This is a genomic window from Thalassospira sp. SN3W, assembly GCF_038070535.1.
In the GTDB taxonomy this organism is placed as follows: domain Bacteria; phylum Pseudomonadota; class Alphaproteobacteria; order Rhodospirillales; family Thalassospiraceae; genus Thalassospira; species Thalassospira xiamenensis.
Genome location: NZ_CP121124.1, coordinates 1292367 through 1312300 on the forward strand (window position 1 = coordinate 1292367; position 19934 = coordinate 1312300).

19 protein-coding genes and 1 tRNA gene are annotated in these 19934 nt (G+C 55.4%); 8 read left to right on the forward strand and 12 right to left on the reverse strand.

Annotated elements, in window-relative coordinates; translation table 11 throughout:
* Nucleotides 1-33: 33 nt before the first annotated feature.
* A complete protein-coding gene (locus P8T57_RS05795; RefSeq protein ID WP_341364872.1) occupies nucleotides 34-696 on the reverse strand; it encodes an NnrU family protein in 663 nt (220 codons plus the stop codon).
* Between the two features lie 224 nt (nucleotides 697-920).
* Between P8T57_RS05795 and P8T57_RS05800 the strand changes: the two genes are divergently transcribed.
* Entirely contained in the window at nucleotides 921-1361 is a 441-nt protein-coding gene (locus P8T57_RS05800) for a GcrA family cell cycle regulator (protein WP_007090171.1), read from the forward strand.
* A gap of 96 nt (nucleotides 1362-1457) precedes the next feature.
* Here the strand turns inward: P8T57_RS05800 and P8T57_RS05805 are convergent, their stop codons facing one another.
* Both P8T57_RS05805 and P8T57_RS05810 read right to left on the reverse strand, forming a co-directional pair.
* Complete coding sequence (locus P8T57_RS05805; RefSeq protein ID WP_341364873.1) at nucleotides 1458-3440, reverse strand: bifunctional 2',3'-cyclic-nucleotide 2'-phosphodiesterase/3'-nucleotidase; 1983 nt, start codon at nucleotides 3438-3440, stop codon at nucleotides 1458-1460.
* Nucleotides 3441-3610: 170 nt separating this feature from the next.
* A complete protein-coding gene (locus P8T57_RS05810) occupies nucleotides 3611-4897 on the reverse strand; it encodes an MFS transporter (protein ID WP_341364874.1) in 1287 nt (428 codons plus the stop codon).
* Between the two features lie 138 nt (nucleotides 4898-5035).
* Here P8T57_RS05810 and P8T57_RS05815 point away from each other — a divergent pair, with 138 nt between their 5' ends.
* The 3 genes from P8T57_RS05815 (at nucleotide 5036) to P8T57_RS05825 (ending at nucleotide 7350) form a co-directional block, all read left to right on the forward strand.
* On the forward strand, nucleotides 5036-5827 hold the full coding sequence (locus P8T57_RS05815) for a helix-turn-helix transcriptional regulator (RefSeq protein ID WP_341364875.1): 792 nt from the start codon (nucleotides 5036-5038) through the stop codon (nucleotides 5825-5827).
* 14 nt (nucleotides 5828-5841) lie between these two features.
* Nucleotides 5842-6201: a GFA family protein gene (locus P8T57_RS05820; RefSeq protein ID WP_063094715.1), complete on the forward strand. Its 360-nt coding sequence runs from the start codon at nucleotides 5842-5844 to the stop codon at nucleotides 6199-6201.
* Between the two features lie 219 nt (nucleotides 6202-6420).
* Nucleotides 6421-7350 carry a DMT family transporter gene (locus P8T57_RS05825; protein WP_083195719.1) on the forward strand — a complete coding sequence of 310 codons (930 nt, stop codon included), beginning with the start codon at nucleotides 6421-6423 and terminating at the stop codon, nucleotides 7348-7350.
* Between the two features lie 37 nt (nucleotides 7351-7387).
* Here the strand turns inward: P8T57_RS05825 and P8T57_RS05830 are convergent, their stop codons facing one another.
* The 3 genes from P8T57_RS05830 to P8T57_RS05840 form a co-directional block, all read right to left on the reverse strand.
* Nucleotides 7388-8278, reverse strand: coding sequence for a 2-dehydropantoate 2-reductase (locus tag P8T57_RS05830; protein ID WP_341364876.1), 891 nt, complete (start codon nucleotides 8276-8278; stop codon nucleotides 7388-7390).
* A gap of 81 nt (nucleotides 8279-8359) precedes the next feature.
* A complete protein-coding gene (locus tag P8T57_RS05835) occupies nucleotides 8360-9583 on the reverse strand; it encodes a CaiB/BaiF CoA-transferase family protein (protein ID WP_341365365.1) in 1224 nt (407 codons plus the stop codon).
* Nucleotides 9584-9658: 75 nt separating this feature from the next.
* Complete coding sequence (locus P8T57_RS05840; protein WP_037987260.1) at nucleotides 9659-10849, reverse strand: acyl-CoA dehydrogenase; 1191 nt, start codon at nucleotides 10847-10849, stop codon at nucleotides 9659-9661.
* Between the two features lie 224 nt (nucleotides 10850-11073).
* Here P8T57_RS05840 and gcvA point away from each other — a divergent pair, with 224 nt between their 5' ends.
* On the forward strand, nucleotides 11074-11979 hold the full coding sequence (gcvA, locus tag P8T57_RS05845; protein ID WP_007090180.1) for a transcriptional regulator GcvA: 906 nt from the start codon (nucleotides 11074-11076) through the stop codon (nucleotides 11977-11979).
* 9 nt (nucleotides 11980-11988) lie between these two features.
* Here the strand turns inward: gcvA and P8T57_RS05850 are convergent, their stop codons facing one another.
* From P8T57_RS05850 to P8T57_RS05860, 3 genes are all read right to left on the reverse strand, one after another.
* A complete protein-coding gene (locus tag P8T57_RS05850) occupies nucleotides 11989-13434 on the reverse strand; it encodes a hypothetical protein (protein ID WP_065701785.1) in 1446 nt (481 codons plus the stop codon).
* Entirely contained in the window at nucleotides 13431-14597 is a 1167-nt protein-coding gene (locus P8T57_RS05855) for a hypothetical protein (protein WP_007090182.1), read from the reverse strand. The genes P8T57_RS05850 and P8T57_RS05855 overlap by 4 nt, the downstream gene beginning before the upstream one ends.
* Nucleotides 14598-14893: 296 nt before the next feature.
* A complete protein-coding gene (locus P8T57_RS05860) occupies nucleotides 14894-16051 on the reverse strand; it encodes a homogentisate 1,2-dioxygenase (protein ID WP_341364877.1) in 1158 nt (385 codons plus the stop codon).
* Nucleotides 16052-16287: 236 nt separating this feature from the next.
* Between P8T57_RS05860 and P8T57_RS05865 the strand changes: the two genes are divergently transcribed.
* The 3 genes from P8T57_RS05865 (at nucleotide 16288) to P8T57_RS05875 (ending at nucleotide 18067) form a co-directional block, all read left to right on the forward strand.
* Entirely contained in the window at nucleotides 16288-16680 is a 393-nt protein-coding gene (locus P8T57_RS05865) for a GFA family protein (RefSeq protein ID WP_341364878.1), read from the forward strand.
* Nucleotides 16681-16848: 168 nt separating this feature from the next.
* Nucleotides 16849-17481 carry a DUF5343 domain-containing protein gene (locus P8T57_RS05870; protein ID WP_341364879.1) on the forward strand — a complete coding sequence of 211 codons (633 nt, stop codon included), beginning with the start codon at nucleotides 16849-16851 and terminating at the stop codon, nucleotides 17479-17481.
* A gap of 178 nt (nucleotides 17482-17659) precedes the next feature.
* Nucleotides 17660-18067: a Swt1 family HEPN domain-containing protein gene (locus P8T57_RS05875; RefSeq protein WP_341364880.1), complete on the forward strand. Its 408-nt coding sequence runs from the start codon at nucleotides 17660-17662 to the stop codon at nucleotides 18065-18067.
* Nucleotides 18068-18104: 37 nt separating this feature from the next.
* Here P8T57_RS05875 and P8T57_RS05880 read toward each other — a convergent pair.
* The 3 genes from P8T57_RS05880 to pip form a co-directional block, all read right to left on the reverse strand.
* Nucleotides 18105-18181: transfer RNA gene (locus P8T57_RS05880), tRNA-Arg, on the reverse strand.
* A 142-nt stretch (nucleotides 18182-18323) separates the two neighbouring features.
* Nucleotides 18324-18848, reverse strand: a complete 525-nt coding sequence (locus P8T57_RS05885) for an acyloxyacyl hydrolase (RefSeq protein WP_007090185.1) — start codon at nucleotides 18846-18848, stop codon at nucleotides 18324-18326.
* An 83-nt stretch (nucleotides 18849-18931) separates the two neighbouring features.
* The gene (gene pip / locus P8T57_RS05890; protein WP_341364881.1) at nucleotides 18932-19894 is read right to left on the reverse strand and encodes a prolyl aminopeptidase; all 963 of its coding nucleotides are present in this window, start codon (nucleotides 19892-19894) and stop codon (nucleotides 18932-18934) included.
* Between the last annotated feature and the right edge of the window lie 40 nt (nucleotides 19895-19934).

The following is a 19934-nucleotide window of genomic DNA, read 5'->3' on the forward strand; positions in this document are numbered from 1 at the left end:
ACCTCACAACCGCAAAATGCGGTCAATGGTGGTTCAGCCGCCGATTACCGCCGATGGATCAACCCCGATGACATAGGGATGCGCCCAAAGGAGCACGACATAAAGCAGAATTCCCAGCCCGATATCGCGCCAGCCAAGCGCGCCTTTGGCAAGCCCCGCGACGTCAAACCGTCGAGTCCCGTCAAGGATTGCCTTGTATTCGGCCACGTCCATGTGGCGGGCGCGGATTTTTTCCATCCGCCAGAACCCGGCAACGGCAAAAACCGTCGCCCCGCCAAAGAACATGAAAGCCACCAGATCACCATTGGGCACGATATGCCCAAGTCCCCACAACATCATGCCCAAAAGCAGCGGATGACGGGTCAAACGGTTGATCCCCGAGCGCGCCGGATCAAAGCCCTTTTTTCGTCCTATCGACAAAGGACAGGGTTGAATAATCGCCGCAGCCCACAAAATACAGGCAGGCAGCATGAAGGTCAGCGTCACATGGTTTTGCCAGATTTCGTAGGGCCACAGCGCGATGAAGTCCGCATGACGCACTTCATAAATCACCCATCCCAGCAGGAACAGCGACGTGACCGAAAACGTTATAATATATGCCGTGTGACCGATCCTTGCCGTGATCGCACCGCGCAGAAGACCGGGCACGATATGCCCCGCCATAAACACCGCGACTGAAACGAAAAACCATGTCAAATGACGATCTCCCCTTTACATTGACGCGCTGTCATGCAAATTGCGCATCTTTCCGCGTGCAGCAAGCCGGTCGTCAAACTGGTCCCGATTGGTCCAAAATGGCTAAGACCCTTGCGCCGCGTGATATTAGCGGATACGTCTGTATCCCTGTTTGACTTCGGACAATAAGCACCTGCCTATGGATTTTCCACCGGGCAGACAAAGAAACACGGAATATACTCGAAATGAGCTGGACGCCGGAAAAGATTGAACTGCTGACCTCGCTCTGGAATCAGGGCTGGACCACAGCACGCATCGGTGAAGAACTGGGCGTTGGCAAAAACGCCGTCGTTGGCAAGGCACACCGCCTTGGCCTGCCCAAGCGCCCCTCCCCGATCCAGCGCCGCGCCGAAGAGAGCGAGCCGAAAAAGGCACCGACCCCGAAAGTGCAGAGCAAAGGCATCAGCATCTTTGATCTCGGTGCCGGTATGTGCCGCTGGCCGTTCGGTGATCCGGGCGATGAAGACTTCCATTTCTGCGGCAAGAAATCTGTGCCGAGCAAACCTTACTGCGACGAACATTGCGCAGCCGCCTATCTGAACGGCAAAAACCCGCGCGAAGACGGCCCGCGGAATGTTCCGGGTCGCCCGAATGCGCCGCATATGTCGCACGGTCCCAAAAAGTAACAGTCTGGCTGTCGCTGACCTTCACGGTCTTCGCGCACGCCCAATTAAAAAGCCGCCCTCTTCCGATGGGCGGCTTTTTCTGTTTCGGGTCCAGTCCTATTTCGACTGAAGGACATATTGGGCAAAGCCGTTTTCATCCTCGCCGACAAAGCTGATATTGTCGGGTGCGTTCATTGCAGAGGATGCCTTGGGACTGGTGACAAACGTCACCTTGGATGCCTCCCCGATGGGGGCCAGGCTCCAGTTGCCGTCGGCCTTCGGATCGATTTCCTTTTCCTCAAGGATATAGTTCGCCAGAACCGTACGGTTTTCATCGGGTGCTTCGATGATGATGCTTGAACCATCAAGTCCCGGGAAATTGCCCCCGCCGCCAGCACGGTAATTGTTGGTCGCAACCACGAATTTCTGATCCTCGGCAACCGGCTTGCCATCATAGGTCAGATTGATGACGCGGTGTGCGTCCTTGTTTACCACCTCGCCTGATGCGTTGTATCTGGCCGGTTGGGTTACATCGATCTGGTAATCGACCCCATCAATGACGTCAAAGTTATAGGTCGGGAATGTCTCGTTGATCAGCGGCTGCTCTTCCCGGCTGTTCGGGTCAATCTGATTGAACTGTACGGCCGACATTTCCAACCATTCACGGACCTGCGCACCATCAAGCAGCACCGCCCGCAATGTATTGGGATAGATATAAAGATCGGCAACGTTCTTTAGTGCGATCTTGCCTTCGGGGATGTCGGTGAAATATTCCGGGCCGCCACGGCCACCGGCCTTGAACGGTGCACCCGCCGACAGGATCGGCATCCCGTCATATTCCGATCCCTTCAGGATACGTTCCAGATACCATTTCTGGGCATTGGTCACGATCTGGATCGACGGATCATCCGCCACCAGTGCAAAGAAACTGTTGATCGGGTCGACCGTCGTACCGACACCTTCGCGCATATAGGCAATGGTTGCCTCGTGCTCTTCTTTAACCGCCTCTATCACTTCCGGGTCGGCATCGACCAGCGGGGTGATATCACGGCCTTCGCGGTGATAAATCGGACGTGCTTCCGAAAAGCTGTCGGTCACCTTCCATTCCCCGGCATCATTGACCGAAAGTGTCAGGTCAATCACGCCAAGGTGGCTGCCCCAGAAGCCCGGCATAACGGCGGCCACACCATTGATCGTGCCTTTGGCAAGGTCGACACCGTCTATATTTGCATAGGCGTCGGACGGGAACACCGTATGGGCATGACCAAACAGGATGGCATCAATGCCGTCAACCTGGCTCAGATAATAGGTGGCGTTTTCTTCCATACCTTCACGTGCCAGTGTCGACAGGCCCGAATGCGGCACCGCAATCACGATGTCCGCGCCCTTTTCGCGCATTTCCGGCACGTATTTTCTGGCCATTTCGACAATGTCCTTGGTCACGACATTGCCTTCCAGATTGGCCTTGTCCCACTGCATGATCTGCGGCGGAACAAACCCGATCACGCCGACCTTGGCCTTGTGCTTTTTGCCGTCGCCATCGGTAAATTCACGATCAAGGATCACATAGGGCTGGAAATACGGTTTGTCATTTTCGGCATCATTATCGCCGTCATCGGCAAAAACATTGGCACTGACATAGGGGAATTTGGCCCCAGAAAGACTTTTGCCCAGGAAATCGAGACCATAGTTGAATTCATGATTGCCGATATTGGCCGCGTCATAACCCAAAAGGTTCATCGCCTTGTAAACCGGATGCACCTCGCCCTCTTTCAGGCCGTGGCGCTTTGCCATGTAATCGCCAAGCGGGTTGCCCTGGATCAGGTCACCATTATCGATCAGGACGACGTTTTCGGCCTCACCGCGCGCGTTTTTCAACAGGGTCGCGACCTTGGCCAGACCAACCGTATCCGACGAACTGTCGCGATAGTAATCGTAATTGACCAGATGCGTGTGGATATCGGTGGTTTCCAGAATGCGCAACGATACGGCGCTGTCGGCCAATGCCGTGCCGCTGGCAAGTGCGACCGTCAGCGACAAGACTGATCCCGCAACTGCACGACCAAAAACTGCACGACCGGCCAGACGAAAATATGACATGTGAAAGGGTCCCTGTTGAAGCGATGCTCGTGCCTGACATTATGATTGTTCGTTTGGTCAGGATTTGAAGATTTTGCGAAAATAGCAAGGCAAACACAAATGAAAACGCCCGCAAGATGATCGCGGGCGTTTGGCATATTGAAATTCTGCACCAGTTAAGGCGGCTTTTGTTACTCCGCCGGGCGCAGCATCGGTTGATCGGACTTGTATCCCATAACCACCTCGTTCCCCGGCTCCGGGTCATCGGGCACATTCAGCGCCAGGACCAGTGACACCAGCGCCATCGCCGCCCCGGCCAAAAACACCGCTGACGGCGAAATCAGCCACAACAACCCGAACGCCACCGGAATGAACACTGCGGCAATATGGTTGATGGTAAAGCTGACACCCGCCGTCGATGAAATGTCGGCCGGATCGGCAATCTTCTGGAAATAGGTTTTGATCGCAATCGCCATCGCAAAGAACAGATGATCGATGACATAAAGCGCCCCGGCCAGCTTGTCGCTTTCGACAAAGGCATAAGACACAAATACAATGAACAGACCTATATATTCAAATGTCAGGGCCTTGCGTTCGCCCCACTTGCCGATCAGCTTCCCGATCTTGGGGGCCATCACCATATTGATCGCATGGTTCAGAAGGAACAGAAGCGTAATGGTGGCGGCATCATAACCAAACTTCTCGACCATCAGGAACCCGGCAAACACGGTGAAAATCTGGCGGCGTGCCCCGCTCATGAAGGTCAGGGCGTAATAAAGCCAGTACCGTTTACGCAGGATCAGTTTCTTGGTCTGCGGGTGGGCATCGGCAAATTTCGGGAACGCCATCCAGGCAAACAGCGCGGCAATAATCGTCAAGGCCCCGCCAAACAGATAGACATAGCGATATTCGACATCGAGAAGTTCCAGCATCGCCCAGACAATGCCAAACATCACCAGCGACGATAACGATTTCGCCGAAAGCTGCCGGCCCATCACCATCGCAGTGCGGTCCTTTTTCACCCATTGCAACGACAACGCCTGCTGCATGGTTTCAAAATAATGGAACCCGATCGACATCAGGACCGTCGTACAATAAAGCCCGACGACGGTGGGGAAATAGCCAGAAATCGCTACCCCAATGCCCAACACCAGAAGCGAGATCAGCGCAAAAGTCTGCTCGCGAAGGATGATCAGCACAAAAATCGCGGTGAAGGCCATAAAGCCCGGAATTTCGCGCAACGACTGCAAAATCCCGATCTCGCGACCGGTAAAATCGGCCATCTCGACCGAAAAGTTGTTTAACAACGCCATCCAGGTCGAAAACGACAACGGCATCGCAGCCGCCATGAAAATCAGCAGCACTTCCGGGTTGCGCCATCCCTTATGCGCAACAGTCGCACCTGACAGATCGGGATTGCCCGGCACCTCGATGGGGGCGGCATGGGTGCTTGTTTCCGGTGGTAAATCCTTGGACATGATGTTTCCCCGCACGGAACCGGTGGCAATCGGGGCACGTGCTTTTATCTGTTTGGTTGGAAGGACTTCAAACTAGCGTTGCCGCACACGTCTGTCTTGCGATAATCTGCCATCATGTGTCGCAAACAGGACATTCTTATGGATGGATCACGGGATATCCCGAAATATCCGCAACATTCCCGTCCCCGGCCAGACCGCCTGCCGCGTCCGGTTTATGTCCGCATGAGCGACCTTCCCGCCGGTTACAGCATCGGCGCGCACAGTCACGACTGGCATCAGCTGATTTTTGCCATCGAAGGCACCATGACCGTCACAACCAAAGCCGGCATCTGGGTCGTCCCGCCCCAGCGCGCGGTCTGGGTGCCGCCGGGCGTTGAACATGCTGTCAGTCACGCCACCTTCACCCGTGCGCGCCATATCTATATCGATAAAAATGCTCCGGTCGATTTGCCGGATCGCTGCACGGTGCTGGATGTAAGCCCGCTTCTGCGTGAACTGATCCGGGCCGCAACCGAAATCCCGATTGAATATGACGAAGCCGGGGCTGAGGGACGGCTGATCCGCGTGCTGCTTGATCAGCTTAAACCGCCCAGAGACGATAACCTGCATCTGCCCGCCCCCAAGGACCCGCGCCTGGCGCGCATCTGCGAACAGTTGCAGGCCAATCCGTCTGATAACCGAACCCTTGATGAATGGTCGCGCGATTGCGGTGCATCGTCACGCACGCTGGCCCGCCTGTTTCAACGCGAAACCGGCATGCCGTTTCGCGACTGGCGGCAAAAGCTGCGCCTGCTTTACGCGCTTGAAAAACTGGCCCATCATAGACCGGTCACCGAGGTCGCTCTTGATCTCGGTTATGAAAACACCTCGGCCTTTATCGCGATGTTTCGCAAGGCCACCGGCAAAACGCCGGGTGGGTATTTCCGGTAACGCAGGAGGATGAAATGAGCGAGAAATCATACAATGGCGGCTGCCAGTGCGGTGCGGTGCGTTATCGTGTCGACAAGCTTGATCTGGATAAATCGATCACCTGCAATTGTTCACGCTGCCAGAAACTCGGATCGGTTCTGGCCTTTACCCCGCGCGATAATTTCGTGCTGAAATCCGGCGGGCAGAACCTGACCGAATATCTTTTCAACGATAAAAAGATCAGTCACCAGTTCTGCAAAACCTGCGGCATCCAAAGCTTTGCCTATGGCCAACTGCCCGACGGCAGCAAAATGGCCGCCATCAACGTCAACTGCCTTGACGATGTCGACCCGCGCAGCCTGACCCCGCATCATGTCGATGGCAAAAGTCACTAATTATCCCCTCACAATCATCATTCCTGCGAAGGCATGAATCCAGACGGGTCCGCAGGAACAGCTGGCAAATTGGTGTATCGACGGCGCGCGATCCCCAAAACCGACCACTGAGTTTCGCTCGACCCTGATATGAAAAAATCTCAGTATTTCATACGACTTATTCAGGGTACTGCTTGATAAGCGGGACATCCTTCCCGCCAAATGCAGGGTAATCCCGAAATGGGCAGTGTATGGTCCGGGATCGGCTTGCGGCTTGCCGCCACCGGTCTGTTTGCAGTGATGAGTTTGTTTGTCCGTCTGGCCTCGTTCGAGGCACCGGTCGGCCAAATCATGTTCTGGCGAAGCTCTGTCGCCCTGATCCCCATCGTCCTGTATCTGATGTGGCGACGCCAGTTTCCGCGCGGCCTTCGCACCGCCCGGCCGTTCGGGCATCTTAAACGCAGCACCTTCGGCCTTGTGTCGATGTTCTTTTCGTTTCTGTCGCTCGCCTATCTGCCGCTTGCCCTTGCGACGGCTCTTGGCTTCCTCGCCCCGCTTCTCGTCCTTCCGGTAGCGATGATAATGTTGCGTGAAAAGCCCGGCATGGCGGTCTTTACCGCGACCTTTGCCGGTTTTGGCGGGGTGTTCCTGATGCTGTGGCCAACATTCTCGACACCGGGGATCGATACCGGCGTTCTGATTGGCATCGGGGCGGGTCTTGCCATGGCGGTCACCACCGCCTTTGCCAAGGTGCAGATCAAGGCCCTGACCAGCACGGAATCATCGGGCACCATCGCATTTTATTTTGCCGTGATCTGCTCGCTTGGCGGTTTGCTGACCCTGCCGTTCGGCTGGGCCGATCCGTCGCCTGAAATCCTGATGTGGCTGATCGGGGCGGGTCTTACCGGCGGTCTTGCCCATATCTTCATGACCGAGGCACTGGCACGTGCGCCCGCATCCACATTGGCGGCATTCGAATATACCGCAATGATCTGGGCGTTGTTGCTGGATGTCACGGTATTTGGCCTGCTGCCCGAACCGGTTTCCCTGTTTGGTGCCTTCCTGATCGTGCTGGCCGCCGCCATCGTGATGTTTGGGGACAAGCTCGGTGTGCCCGTTCCCAAACCCGATATCACTGCCGCTCAAGCACAGGGAAAGCCGGGGGAATAGCCCCCAAAATAGCCCCCGGCCCATTACAAAGCCCGGATCAATCCCGGCTTTCGCGCAATTTGGTCATCGCATGCAGGGCAAGATTGGTGGGGGTTGGAATGCCAAGTTCCGCCCCCTTGCGCACAATATAGCCGTTCAGGAAATCGATCTCGCTGGTTTTGCCCCGCGCCAGATCCTGTGCGGTGGATGAATATTGCCCCGGCATGGTTTCGGCGATCTTTTCAATCGCCCCCCAGACATCGCCGGGTACGGTCACCCCGCATCCCTTGGCGACCGCAAGGCATTCATCAACCGCATTGCGCATGACATCCCAAATGCCTTCGCCCTGAACCAGACGGCCATAGGGCATCTGCGATATTGCCGATAACGCGTTATAGGCACAGTTCAAAATCATCTTGGCCCAAAGCGCACCTTGGGCATTATCCGAAATCTCGACCGGGATATGCGCCGGGCGCAGCGTTTCGGCAACGGTTGCACTTTGCGCAGACTGCCCGATTACCAGTTCGCCGCGCCCATGATGTTTGACATGCCCCGGCCCTTCCATGCTGGTCGCGACATACACCACTGTCGGGATCACCGGCAATCCAATGACGGCCGATAAACGTTCGGCGTTATCAACCCCGTTCTGAAGACTCATGACAATGGTATCAGGGGCCAGAAACGGCTTGATCTGCGCCCCGGCATCATTGGTATCGGTGGATTTGACACAAAACAGAACCAGACCGGCACCAGAAATTGCTGCCGCGTCGGCGCAGGCATTCATTTCAATATACTGCTGCGTTCCACCAAATTCCAGAAGCAGTCCATCTCGATTGACAGCATCGACATGGGCTGGCCGTCCGATCAGGGTCACATCATGCCCGGCCCGCGCCAGCATCGCCCCGTAATAACAGCCAACAGCCCCTGCCCCCATCACCGCGATTTTCATGTCCGGTATCCTGTCCTGAATGAATGTTCCTGCCGTTACCTTTTCATACCGGCGGGCATTCTGCCAAGCAGGAAGACGGCGTCAGATAATTCCGGCTTCGCGCAATCTGGCAATCTGCGCGTCGCTCAGATCAGCCACCTGACGCAGGATGTCATCGCTATGCTGGCCCAGCATCGGCGGGGCAGTTTCACCGGCAATTGGCGTTTTGGAAAATTTGATCGGATTGGCAACTGTGGGCACCTTGCCCGCGGTTGGATGATCAAGATATCGCACCGTATCGCGATGTTTGACCTGCGGGTTATCAAACACCCGATCCAGCGTATTGATCGGGCCGCATGGCACATTGGCGGTTTCCAGAATGGCGATCCAGTCATCGGTGGTTTTCATCACCATCGCCTGACGGATTTGCGGCACCAGCGTTTCGCGGTTGGCGACCCGGGACCGGTTGGTGGCATATCGTGCGTCATCGGGCAAATGCCCGATCCCGGCAACGTGGCAAAAGCTTCTGAACTGGCTGTCATTGCCGACCGCAAGGATGATGTAACCATCCGCCGTCGGGAACGCTTCGTAGGGCACGATATTGGGATGCGCATTGCCAAGCCGCCCAGGCGCCTTGCCCGTCGTCAGGTAATTCATCGCCTGATTGGCAAGGATCGCGGTCTGAACATCCAGCAGTGCCAGATCGACATGCTGTCCCTCGCCCGTCGCATCACGGTGGCGAAGGGCGGCAAGGATGCCAATCGTCGCATAAAGCCCGGTAAAGATATCGGCAACCGCCACACCAACCTTCATCGGCTGGCCGCCCGGTTCCTGATCGGGTGCGCCGGTGATGCTCATAAGCCCGCCCATGGCCTGGATCATGAAATCATAACCCGGCCGGTCCTTATAGGGGCCGGCCTGCCCGAAACCGGTGATCGAACAATAGACGATCTTTGGATTGATTTCCGATAGCGATGTGTAATCCAGCCGGTATTTGGCAAGGCCACCGACCTTGAAATTCTCGATCACCACGTCGCATTCAGCGGCAAGTTTATGCAGGATTTCCTGCCCCTCGGGCTTGGTCATATCAATTGTCAGCGACTTTTTGCCGCGATTGGCCGACAGGTAATAGGCGGCCTCACTGGTATCATTGCCCGCCGCATCCTTGGCATAGGGCGGGCCCCAGCCACGCGTGTCGTCGCCCGCGCCCGGACGTTCGATCTTGATCACCTCGGCACCCATATCGGCCAGTGTCTGGCTGGCCCAAGGCCCCGCCAAGACACGCGAAAGATCAAGCACACGAAGTCCAGAAAGCGCGCTGGTCATCATTCCATCCCGGGATCGTCGTCAAAAAGGAAAAAGGGCGACACCAAAGATCGGTGCCGCCCGTAATCGAAGTCCTCAGCCCTCGGCGCTGAACGCCTGAATGCCGGTCTGGGCACGTCCAAGGATCAGGGCATGCACATCATGCGTACCTTCATAGGTATTGACCGCTTCAAGGTTCATCACATGGCGGATGACATGGAATTCATCGGCAATGCCGTTGCCGCCATGCATGTCACGGGCAACACGCGCGATATCAAGCGCCTTGCCGCAGTTATTACGCTTCATCAGGGAAATGGCTTCCGGTGCGGCTTTTTCTGCATCCAGCAAACGGCCCAGCTGAAGCGCGCCCTGAAGACCAAGGGTGATTTCGGTCTGCATATTCGCCAGTTTCAACTGGATCAGCTGATTGGCGGCCAGCGGACGACCGAACTGTTTGCGATCAAGGGTATATTGACGTGCCGCATGCCAGCAGAATTCAGCCGCCCCCATCGCCCCCCATGCAATGCCGTAACGTGCCTTGTTCAGGCAACCGAACGGCCCGCCAAGGCCCTTGGCATTGGGCAACATGTTTTCCGCCGGGACAAAGACGTTATCCATAACGATCTCGCCGGTGATCGACGCACGCAGCGAAAACTTGCCTTCGATCTTTGGCGCGCTCAGGCCCTTCATGCCTTTTTCAAGGATGAAACCGCGAATGACACCTTCGTCATCCTTGCCCCAGACGACAAACACATCGGCGATCGGGCTGTTGGTGATCCACATTTTCGATCCCGACAGGGTGAAACCGCCATCGGCCTTGCGGGCACGCGTTTTCATGCCGCCCGGATCGGACCCGTGATCCGGCTCGGTCAGACCAAAACAGCCAACCCATTCTCCGGTTGCCAGTTTCGGAAGGTACTTCTTGCGCTGTTCTTCGCTGCCATAGGCATAGATCGGATGCATCACAAGCGAGCTTTGCACCGACATTGCCGAACGATAGCCGCTATCGACGCGTTCGACTTCGCGCGCGACAAGGCCATAGGCCACATGGTTGACACCCGGTCCGCCGTATTCTTCGGGGATGGTCGGGCCAAGCAGACCAAGTTCGCCCATCTCGGTCATGATTTCGCGATGGAAAATCTCGTGCCGGTTGGCTTCGAGAACGCGGGTCTGAAGGTTTTCCTGACAATAGGCGCGCGCCGCGTCACGGATCATGCGTTCTTCTTCGCTCAGCTGATCTTCAATCAGCAGCGGGTCTTCCCAGTGAAAAGGTGCGCGGCCTGCCATCGTCCTGATCCCTTATGAAATTTTTGAAACCAAAGCAGGGATGACGCCATAGAAGGGCGAGACGGCATCATCCCTGAAAGCTTATCGCTTCTGGGCTAAAGCTAGGGATTGGCAGGCAAGCTTGCAAATGATAAATCGGATATAGTTTATGCGTAAAACTCATAAACTAGCGACAACAAGCCCAGATAAAACGCAAATATCGACATATTTCGAGCAATCAGATCATGAGCCGCCGCATTCCGAGCCTGAAAGCACTCAGTTGCTTTGAACAGACCGCCCGCTTTGGCAGCGCATCACGCGCCGCCGAGGAGCTTTACCTGACGCAAAGTGCGGTCAGCCGACAGATACAGGGGCTTGAAGACTGGCTGGGCTGTAAACTGTTTGCCCGCCAGAAGCAGCGCCTCGTCCTGACAGTCGAGGGTGAAAGCTATTTACAGGCAATCCGCCCCGCACTCGATCAGCTGGAAACCGCCACCCTGACATTCCTCTCTGGCGGAGCCGAGGGCGGGGTTCTGACCATCGCCGCCCCACCGACTTTCGGGTCGCGCTGCCTGATCCCGTTGCTGCCCGATTTTCGCGGTCGCCATCCCGATATCGTCATCAATTTCATTTCACGGATCGGCATTCCCGATTTTGACCGTGAACAGATCGACATTGCGGTGCTGTTTGGCGATGGCAACTGGCCGGGGCTGGATGCGCATTTGCTGCATGGCGAGGAAATGGTCCCGATCTGCAGCCCGAAGCTGATCGAGAATCTCGATTACTCACCAAAACCAAATAATCTTCGTGATTATTCACTTTTACACATAGCAACCCGCCCCCGCGGATGGAGCGACTGGCTGGCCGCGAGTGACCTTACCGATATTGATGGGGAAAACGGTCCGAAGTTCGAACATTTCACCATGGCGATGCAAGCCGCCATCGCAGGCCTTGGGGTGGCGTTGCTGCCGACATTCGCGATCGAGGATGAGTTGGCCAATGGCCGGATCGTTGCACCGTTTGGCCCGCCACGCGCAAGCCCGTTTCATTATTACGCGACAAGCCCGGTCGGCCGGTCACGCAATCCGAAAATCCGGGCCTTCATGACCTGGCTTGATCAGCGCAAAAAACAGGAAGAACTGACGGCATAAAAGGCAGGCTCAACTTGCCTTTCTGCCTTCAAGCGCGCGCAGTGCATTCATGCCGCGACGGCGCAGAAGATCGGCTTCTTCGGGGCCATCGATGATTTCAAGCAGCCGGACAATCGCCATCATGTTGCGCTGGGCATTATCCAGTTCGTCGGCATCAAGCCGCCCCATGCCATCCACCCCGGCACGCCCGATCTGGTTGAGCTTTTTCTTGAGCTCCACCACCGCCTTTGTCGCCGAACTTTGAGCGGCCAGAACATGCGAAATGCGCGCGGTTTCGGCAATCGCCTCGGCTGATTGTTCGGCGGCCAGAACCTTTTCCTCGTCAAAGGGCTGGGCAAAAATCGGGCGCACACCCTGCCGGCCGGACCCCGGGCCCTGCTTGGTTTCGATCTGTGGCAGGGCATCGATGATGCGATCAGGGCTGGCGCCAAACATGGTATTGGCCATCGCCTTGGACACCCGACGACGCGTTTCCAGAAGCTTCTCGCCCCAGCGGCCATCCTTGCGGATGTTAAATTCACGCGTGATGCGGGTAAATTCCGACGCATACCAGCGCGCAAGCGACAGGATGTGATGTTCGCCCTTGCCCGCACCGACCCCCTGTTCGATCTCGATCACGGTTTCCGCCAGAAGATCAATGATCAGATCACCGGTGGTCGCAAGATTGGTGCTGGAAATCGTTCGGTCATCGGCCTTGCTTGATAGCACGCGGATCAGTTTGAAAAGTTCGCTTGGCCGAAGCAGCCGGGCCAGAACAGCCAAAAGGTAAACCGGCTCGTATCCCGGTTTTTCTTCGGAAATCTCAACAAACCGGTCGCGCAGCCAACTGATATCGGCCGTGCCCAGACTTCTGATCGGGGCCGATGGGAACCGTTTGCGCATCGCAGTGATTTCTTCGCCAACATTCAGGATTTTGCCGATCTGCTCGAATGCGGGAAGATGGCTGCGCGAACCAAGCCGCGTTGCCAATGCGCGTTCGGTCTTGACCCCGTTCAGCGAATTTTCGATTTCCTGCGCAATACACACCGACGCCAGCTTCCACATCCGGCGTTCTGCCTGTTCAAGCATATCCTGATCACGTTTGGCCGCCGCCTTTTCGATATCGGCAATCGCCTTGGTCATTTCAGGGCCGCCCGTGGCCTCGACCACCTTCCAGATCGGCATCAGGGATGAACGGCTGATACGGATACTTTTCTCGACCGGTGGTGCCGAAGTCAGCAGATCTTCGAAAGGGTCGCAGAACTGGCGCATCGGCGTCGGATAGCGTTCAGGCTTCAGCGACGCCAGACGCGGGCGCAGGATTTGCAAAATCTGTTCATGCGGCAGCGGCAGCTTGGGATCGGCGCGGTCACTTTCGATTGCGCGGGTAAAGCGGGCAATTTCCGAACTGCTCAGCGATTCAAACAGATCACCAAGCTGGGAAACACCCATATTAGCGGCATTTTCAACCTTCACGCCGACTGCCTCCGGAACCGCTCCAGCCGGTCGACCATGTCGGCGTCAATTTCACCACTGCCCAGTTTGCGCAACTCGGACGCCCACAACATCTGGTTAACACGGACATCGACCCAGAATTCATATTCAATTTTCTCTAGTGCCTCGATCGGCAGGACCGGCGCAAAACTTGCGATTTCCTCGACAATCTCGCGCTGGCGTACCCGATCATGTTGCGGACGCGACCGCCACAGATCAATCAGCTCCTGCCACCCGTCAAGCACCCACCACAAGCGGTCAATATGCTTTTGCATATCTTCCTTGGCCTTGGCCCAGTCTTGCAGGACCTTGCCCAGTTCATTGTTCCACAAATCAATCTTGCGCAGCAACCGCAAGGCATGGTCCTTTGTGGCACTGGCGGCATTGATCACGCGGGTCGCCATAAAGCGGAAATCGGATTGTTCGGAAATCGACCATTCCTCGACCTCGCCGGCAAGTTTCTGCAAACCGAATGTCAAATGACGCAGAGGCCCTTCGCAGCCCTCTATCGCAAGGCCTACCGGCGCGCTCAGGATGCTCCAGTCACCCAGGGTATCGATGATCGAATCATTTTCCAGACCGGTCGATGTCGCAAAACGGTTCAGCGCCTTGCGCGCCCTGATCTGACCATCCATGGTCAGCAGGTCTTCGCGCTTCATGTCCTGAACGTCATTACCGCCAAGCTGGCGCAGCGCCTGATAAAGCAGCGTCAGTTGCCCCAGTTCACGTGCGGCCTTTTCGTCCTTGTTGCCGGTAATCCCGGCACGAGCCAGCGCAACACCGCCAACACCAGTCACCGCCACCGCGCGCGCATGCTCGCGCACCATTTCCGGGGTGAATTTTTCAAGTGTGATCAACCGGTCAAACAGCATCCGGTCATGAACCGACAGATCAAAAACCTCGCGCAGGGTTTCAAGCGGCATTTCATAGGTGCCAAGCCCGCCCGAAAGCCCCGGAAGACTGACAAGCGTGCGACCGCTTTGGCCGATCAATACGCGCGAATAGCGCAAGCTTTTGGTCGTGAATGGTGTCCGCACGCCGCGCGACGCAAAAGATGCGGGCAAACAGGACAAGGCATCGGGCTGCCCTGCACCGATTTTGGGGGAACTACCTGCCCCTTTATTTGCAAGCTGCTGTCTGGTCATTCTCGGCTTTGATCAACCCATCCCGACTAATCTGTTCTTCGGTCCATCTGCTTTTGGCCCTTCGCGCTCTCAGCTCACGCCATCAGTACCGCTGCCAAGCTTATACTAACGCGCAGGCCAGTCCACGACAAAGGAACCGGTTTTGCGAACTTGCAGGTTACCGGGACAAGCTGATGAAACCCTTAACGCTTCGGATAGGTCAAACAGGCCGGAAGATCAATGCTCAATAACCGCAAAAGTGCAGAAACCCGCCCCAAAACAACTTTTGCCCCCTGCGCCCGGGGTCAGATCGAACATCAAAGTGTTTCCTTCGCCTTTTCCCAGGTATTGACATAAGCCTTCCATTCCGCGCCATCGGGGATGCTTTCATCGATATTGACCATGTCGGCACAGTCGATCATCACCGCCACCTCGTCGGTTTCAACCGGCACCTTGATCATGGTTTTCTGATAGGAGTACGGATGCGGCCCATGCGGGAAACCGCTGGGGTGGAAGGTTGCCATACCGGGCTTGATATTGCCCCGGCTGTAAAACTCGCCCCGGTGATAGAAGATGAACTCGTCGTAATCCTCGTTCGAATGATAAAACGGCACGCGAAGCGTCCCTGATTCACCTTCGCCAATTTTCGGCACAAAGGTACTGATGGCAAACCGGTTGGCGACAAAGGTGCTGTGTGCCGCGGGCGGCACCGGTTGGCCCGGTTGGCGGTCCTGTCGCAAGTCGCGCCAGTTCAACCTTACGACACTCAGGTCGCCCTGCCAGCCCACCGCATCCAGCGGGTTATAGGGATAGGTCAGGGTCGAAATTGCATTGCGACGCTTGATGTGAATTTCCCAATAGGCTTCGTCCTGCTGGGCACGGAATTTGTCATCAAGTCGCGGCACTTCGAAACTGGTCGGGTTGATCGACGGATGACCTGCCGACTGGGTGTCGTTTGGCAGGCCAAAGGCATCGTTGGTGGCCTCGATAAACAGGAATTCGGACGGATCGGTTGCCTCGAAACGCCAGGCCGTGCCGCGTGGCAGCAGGATGTAATCCCCATCACGATACGGCATGTGGCCGTAATCGCAATAAAGCGCGCCGCTGCCATTGTGAACAAAAGCCAGCGTATCACCATCGGCATTGCGCGCCAGCGCATGCATTTTGCCATCAAGCCGCCAATAGCGGACTTCCATCACGGCATTATGCACGATACGGCGCGCCTGCAACGGGCAATCCGGCCCGGCGGCCAACTTGTTCAGATCGAACGCCCGCGGTCGAAGCGGCCCTTCGAAAGAGGCCCAGCCTGCCGGTGGGTGTTTATGATAAATGTGGGCAGATGGCCCAAGGAACCCGTTACGCCCTATTTCGCGTTCATGAACGGTAACGGATGGGGAATTTGTTGAACCTGCGGCATTCTTGGACGCTGCAACGCAATTGCCTTCGCTGTTCGGAAGACGAATCCAGTTCTTCACCTGACACCTCCCGGCCGGATCGGCCATATAAAAGGGCTTGTCGGATTTGCCCGTTATATAAGGATATGTGCAGGACCGGAGGTCATTTCAAGGCGTGCAGGAAATTGCAAAAATACAACTTTTCGCTGCACCCGCAACAAGGAAGCCGTCAGGACGGAAATCGGCCGAAATCGGCAATGGACGCCCGCATGACCAAGGCACTAAACTTCCCGCTCCCTGATTAACTGGAGAAACCTATGGATAAAATCACCGGTGGCTGCCTATGCGCCAAAGTCCGGCTTGTGGCAACGGGAAAGCCGTACCGGGTTGGCCTGTGTCATTGCCTTGATTGCCGGAAACACCATGGCACGCTTTTTCACGCGTCGGCGGTTTATCCAAAGAACGCGGTAACGGTCGAAGGCGACGTGCGTAATTATCAGGGGCGCTATTTCTGCCCGACCTGCGGATCATCGGTTTTCGGCCATAGCGGGGACGAGATCGAGGTGAATATCGGGTCGCTCGACGCGCCCGATCAGTTAAAGCCCACCTACGAGCTTTGGACCATCCGCCGCGAGGGGTGGCTGCCGGAATTTCCGCTTGCGAAACACTATGAGCGGGACCGGGAGGGTAACGGGCGTTCGGAGGAATAGGCGCATCAAGGGCAAGCATCCCGATTCAAATCCGTTGAATTTTCACGTATTGAGATACTCAAAAAAAAACCCACGCCCCATTTACAATTAAATCTTAGGTAGCAAAAACTCTAATACTGCTTATAATATTAGACCAAATTAATAATACATGTATCAAGGAGTGAAATAGTGTCATCTTTGCCTTACGTGACATCTCCAGGAAACATCGACAAGGCTCTGAAAGAGATAAAAAAAGCCGCTGTACCTGAACGTGTCAGTCAAGATTTTGTTAAGACAATACTGAAAATACCCGGTGGCTCGGGTGATCAAATGACAACCTTCTTAAAGAAACTCGGGTTAGCTAATTCTGACGGTTCTCCTAACGACCAGTATCGAAAATTTCGAAATCCTAGCCAATCCGGCGCCGCAATCGCAGAAGCCATTAAGCATACATACGCGCCGCTATACACGCGGAATGAATTTATGCATGAACTGAATGACTCCGATCTTATGGGTCTAGTGGTAGAAGAAACTGGTCAAGCGCATGACTCTACACCAGTCAAACTGATAGTGAGTTGCATAAAGCACCTCAAATCTCATGCAGATTTCCAAAGCACATCAGCGGAGAGCATTTCTGACACCTCCCACGCACAACCAATCATGCAGCAAGCTCAGTATAGAGACTCTCGACCAACACAAGAGTTTGGCCTCAACCTCGGGTACACAATAAATCTAAACCTGCCTGCGACAACAGACCCTGCGGTCTTTGACGCAATATTCAAAAGTCTGAAAGAACACTTACTCCGGCAAGACGATGCCTAAACGACCCGATGGAATAATCCGTGCATTTGGTATGTCTGGATTACAGATCACAACCAATCTCTCAAAAATTGAGAGACAGCACGGTATCAACCTTGGCCATCTAACGCATGATGCAGCAGATAGAAAAGCGACCGAGTACTCTCAGTTTGAAGCCGACCTCCGCAAGGAGGCTGCAAGGATGTCCGAATTCTATGAGATTTTCTATTGTCTCGAAAACTCAATCAGAAAATTAGTCGCGGATATGATGGTTGAAGCTGAGGGAGCAGATTGGTGGAACAGTAGTCGTGTTGATGCAAAAAGGATAATGGAGCCTGCCACTGCACGAAGAAAGAAAGAAATAGACAGTGGGATTACGGCACGCTCTGAGCAATTGATTGATTACACCACTTTTGGAGAGCTCTCTCAGCTAATCACTGATAACTGGGATCTATTTGATCCAATTTTTCAATCCAAAACCGCAGTGAGCAACGTTTCCAATCAACTAAACCTGCTAAGAGGTCCTATAGCTCATTGTAATCCGACCGATGAACTGGAACAAGAGCGCCTAAATTTAGCCGTAAGAACATGGTTTAAAATCATGTCTTAGTATCTAAAACAACCTGCTAAGAGTTTTTAGATAAAAATGGTGCGCCCGACAGGATTCGAACCTGTGGCCCCCAGATTAGGAATCTGGTGCTCTATCCTGCTGAGCTACGGGCGCACTTTATCGGCAAGAGGCATTCAATTAGCAGCTTCGATAGCTGCGATCAATCCGCCAGCGCCGCAAATATGTCGTACCATGGCCAGAAAAGCAAAAAGCCCCGCAAAATGCAGGGCTTGAAGCGGCGTTCCGGAACGTCGGATCACTCAAAGATCGCGTCGATCGGAATGGCATAGGTCAGAGACAGGATTTCCGTGCCCGGGTTTTCGTCGCCGATGCTGGCGTTCGAAATGTGGGCGATACCGAGGCTCAGACGTTCGCGGCTGTCAAAGCGGAAGCCGAGCTCAAGACCGGAACGGAATTCGATCCAGTGACCGAGGTCTTCGCCGTCACCCTGATGGTAGGCACCAACCGAGGTATAGATGCTGGAAACGAAGTGATCGCCCCACAGCACATCCATCGCCAGACCGCCATAACCGTGTGCTGCCTTGTCGCTGGTGACCATCACGCCAGTGATCGGACGCAGAACGCCGAACATCGCGTGCTGGAAACGGTAATCAAGACGGAATTCAGCGGCTTCTTCATCCTGCGTGATATCGACCATACCGGTCGAGAATTCCAGCAGGCCGCTGTCATTGTTATTGCCAAGAAACTGCTGCGCGTTTGCCGCACCTGCAAATCCTGCGACCAAAAGCAGGGCCAGGATTTTCCCCAAAACCAACCGCATTAACCTAAGTCCCCTCTAGGATAAATTTGGGCATATACTACCCAACCGTATGATATAAACAACAAAACAATGACACGACTGTTTTAATTTTTATCAAAGCCGATGCCATTAAAGGAATTCGTGGCACGCACAAGTTCGCGCACGATCCCCGGTTCACTTGCCGCGTGACCGGCATCCTCAACGATATTCATTTCAGCACCCGGCCATTGCGCGTGCAGCTCAAACGCGGAAACCGGCGGACAGACAACGTCATAGCGGCCCTGAACAATGCGGGCCGGCAGATGACGGATTCGATCCATATTCCGAAGAAGCTGGTCAGGGGCAAAGAACCCCTTATTGACGAAATAATGATGTTCAAGCCGCGCCAGCGCCAATGCGATCCCGTCACCTTCGAAATCCGCGACCAAGCCATCATCGGGCAGCAACGTGCAGCAGGTCGCCTCGAACCCGGACCATGCGCGCGCCGCTGCAACCGCAGCAGCTTCGCCGTCCCTGCCGACAAAGACATCGCCATAGCGATCCAGCAGGGCAGCACTTCCGGGGTTGCGATCAAACCCGACAGCGGCGAGGAATTTTTTCTCGGCCTCGGCAAAGAATTTGCCCATGCCATCCATGAACCAGTCGATTTCCCGATCCCGGCACAGGAATATCCCGCGCAGAACAAAACCAAGCACCTGTTCCGGGTGGGCCTGCCCATAGGCAAGCGCCAGCGTTGACCCCCACGAACCGCCAAACACCAGCCATTTATCAATGCCGCGATCCTGACGGAGCGCTTCGATATCGCCAATCAGATGGTCGGTGGTATTGTTTTCAAGGCTGCCGAACGGGCGGGATTTACCGGCACCGCGCTGGTCATGCAGGATCACCCGGTATTTTTCGGGATCAAAGAAGCGGCGCGACTTGGGCGATATCCCACCGCCGGGCCCGCCATGCAGGAAAGTCACCGGAATGCCGTCGGGATTGCCGACTTCCTCCCAATAGATCGCATGCCCGTCGGGCCGTTCCAGCCAGCCGGAATAAGCAGGTTCGATCTCGGGATAAAGCATTGGGGAGCCTCTTGGAATCTAGCGGTTCATTCTTCTACAC

Excerpts from the sequence above, each read along its gene's own strand:
- P8T57_RS05865 (WP_341364878.1), top strand. The coding sequence starts at position 16,288 with ATGGATAAAATCACCGGTGGCTGCCTATGCGCCAAAGTCCGGCTTGTG.
- P8T57_RS05885 (WP_007090185.1), bottom strand. The coding sequence starts at position 18,848 with ATGCGGTTGGTTTTGGGGAAAATCCTGGCCCTGCTTTTGGTCGCAGGA.
- P8T57_RS05840 (WP_037987260.1), bottom strand. The coding sequence starts at position 10,849 with ATGGCAGGCCGCGCACCTTTTCACTGGGAAGACCCGCTGCTGATTGAA.
- P8T57_RS05830 (WP_341364876.1), bottom strand. The coding sequence starts at position 8,278 with ATGAAAATCGCGGTGATGGGGGCAGGGGCTGTTGGCTGTTATTACGGG.
- P8T57_RS05875 (WP_341364880.1), top strand. The coding sequence starts at position 17,660 with ATGTCCGAATTCTATGAGATTTTCTATTGTCTCGAAAACTCAATCAGA.
- P8T57_RS05835 (WP_341365365.1), bottom strand. The coding sequence starts at position 9,583 with ATGACCAGCGCGCTTTCTGGACTTCGTGTGCTTGATCTTTCGCGTGTC.
- P8T57_RS05820 (WP_063094715.1), top strand. The coding sequence starts at position 5,842 with ATGAGCGAGAAATCATACAATGGCGGCTGCCAGTGCGGTGCGGTGCGT.
- P8T57_RS05825 (WP_083195719.1), top strand. The coding sequence starts at position 6,421 with ATGGGCAGTGTATGGTCCGGGATCGGCTTGCGGCTTGCCGCCACCGGT.
- P8T57_RS05855 (WP_007090182.1), bottom strand. The coding sequence starts at position 14,597 with ATGACCAGACAGCAGCTTGCAAATAAAGGGGCAGGTAGTTCCCCCAAA.
- pip (WP_341364881.1), bottom strand. The coding sequence starts at position 19,894 with ATGCTTTATCCCGAGATCGAACCTGCTTATTCCGGCTGGCTGGAACGG.
- P8T57_RS05805 (WP_341364873.1), bottom strand. The coding sequence starts at position 3,440 with ATGTCATATTTTCGTCTGGCCGGTCGTGCAGTTTTTGGTCGTGCAGTT.
- P8T57_RS05800 (WP_007090171.1), top strand. The coding sequence starts at position 921 with ATGAGCTGGACGCCGGAAAAGATTGAACTGCTGACCTCGCTCTGGAAT.
- P8T57_RS05810 (WP_341364874.1), bottom strand. The coding sequence starts at position 4,897 with ATGTCCAAGGATTTACCACCGGAAACAAGCACCCATGCCGCCCCCATC.
- P8T57_RS05815 (WP_341364875.1), top strand. The coding sequence starts at position 5,036 with ATGGATGGATCACGGGATATCCCGAAATATCCGCAACATTCCCGTCCC.
- gcvA (WP_007090180.1), top strand. The coding sequence starts at position 11,074 with ATGAGCCGCCGCATTCCGAGCCTGAAAGCACTCAGTTGCTTTGAACAG.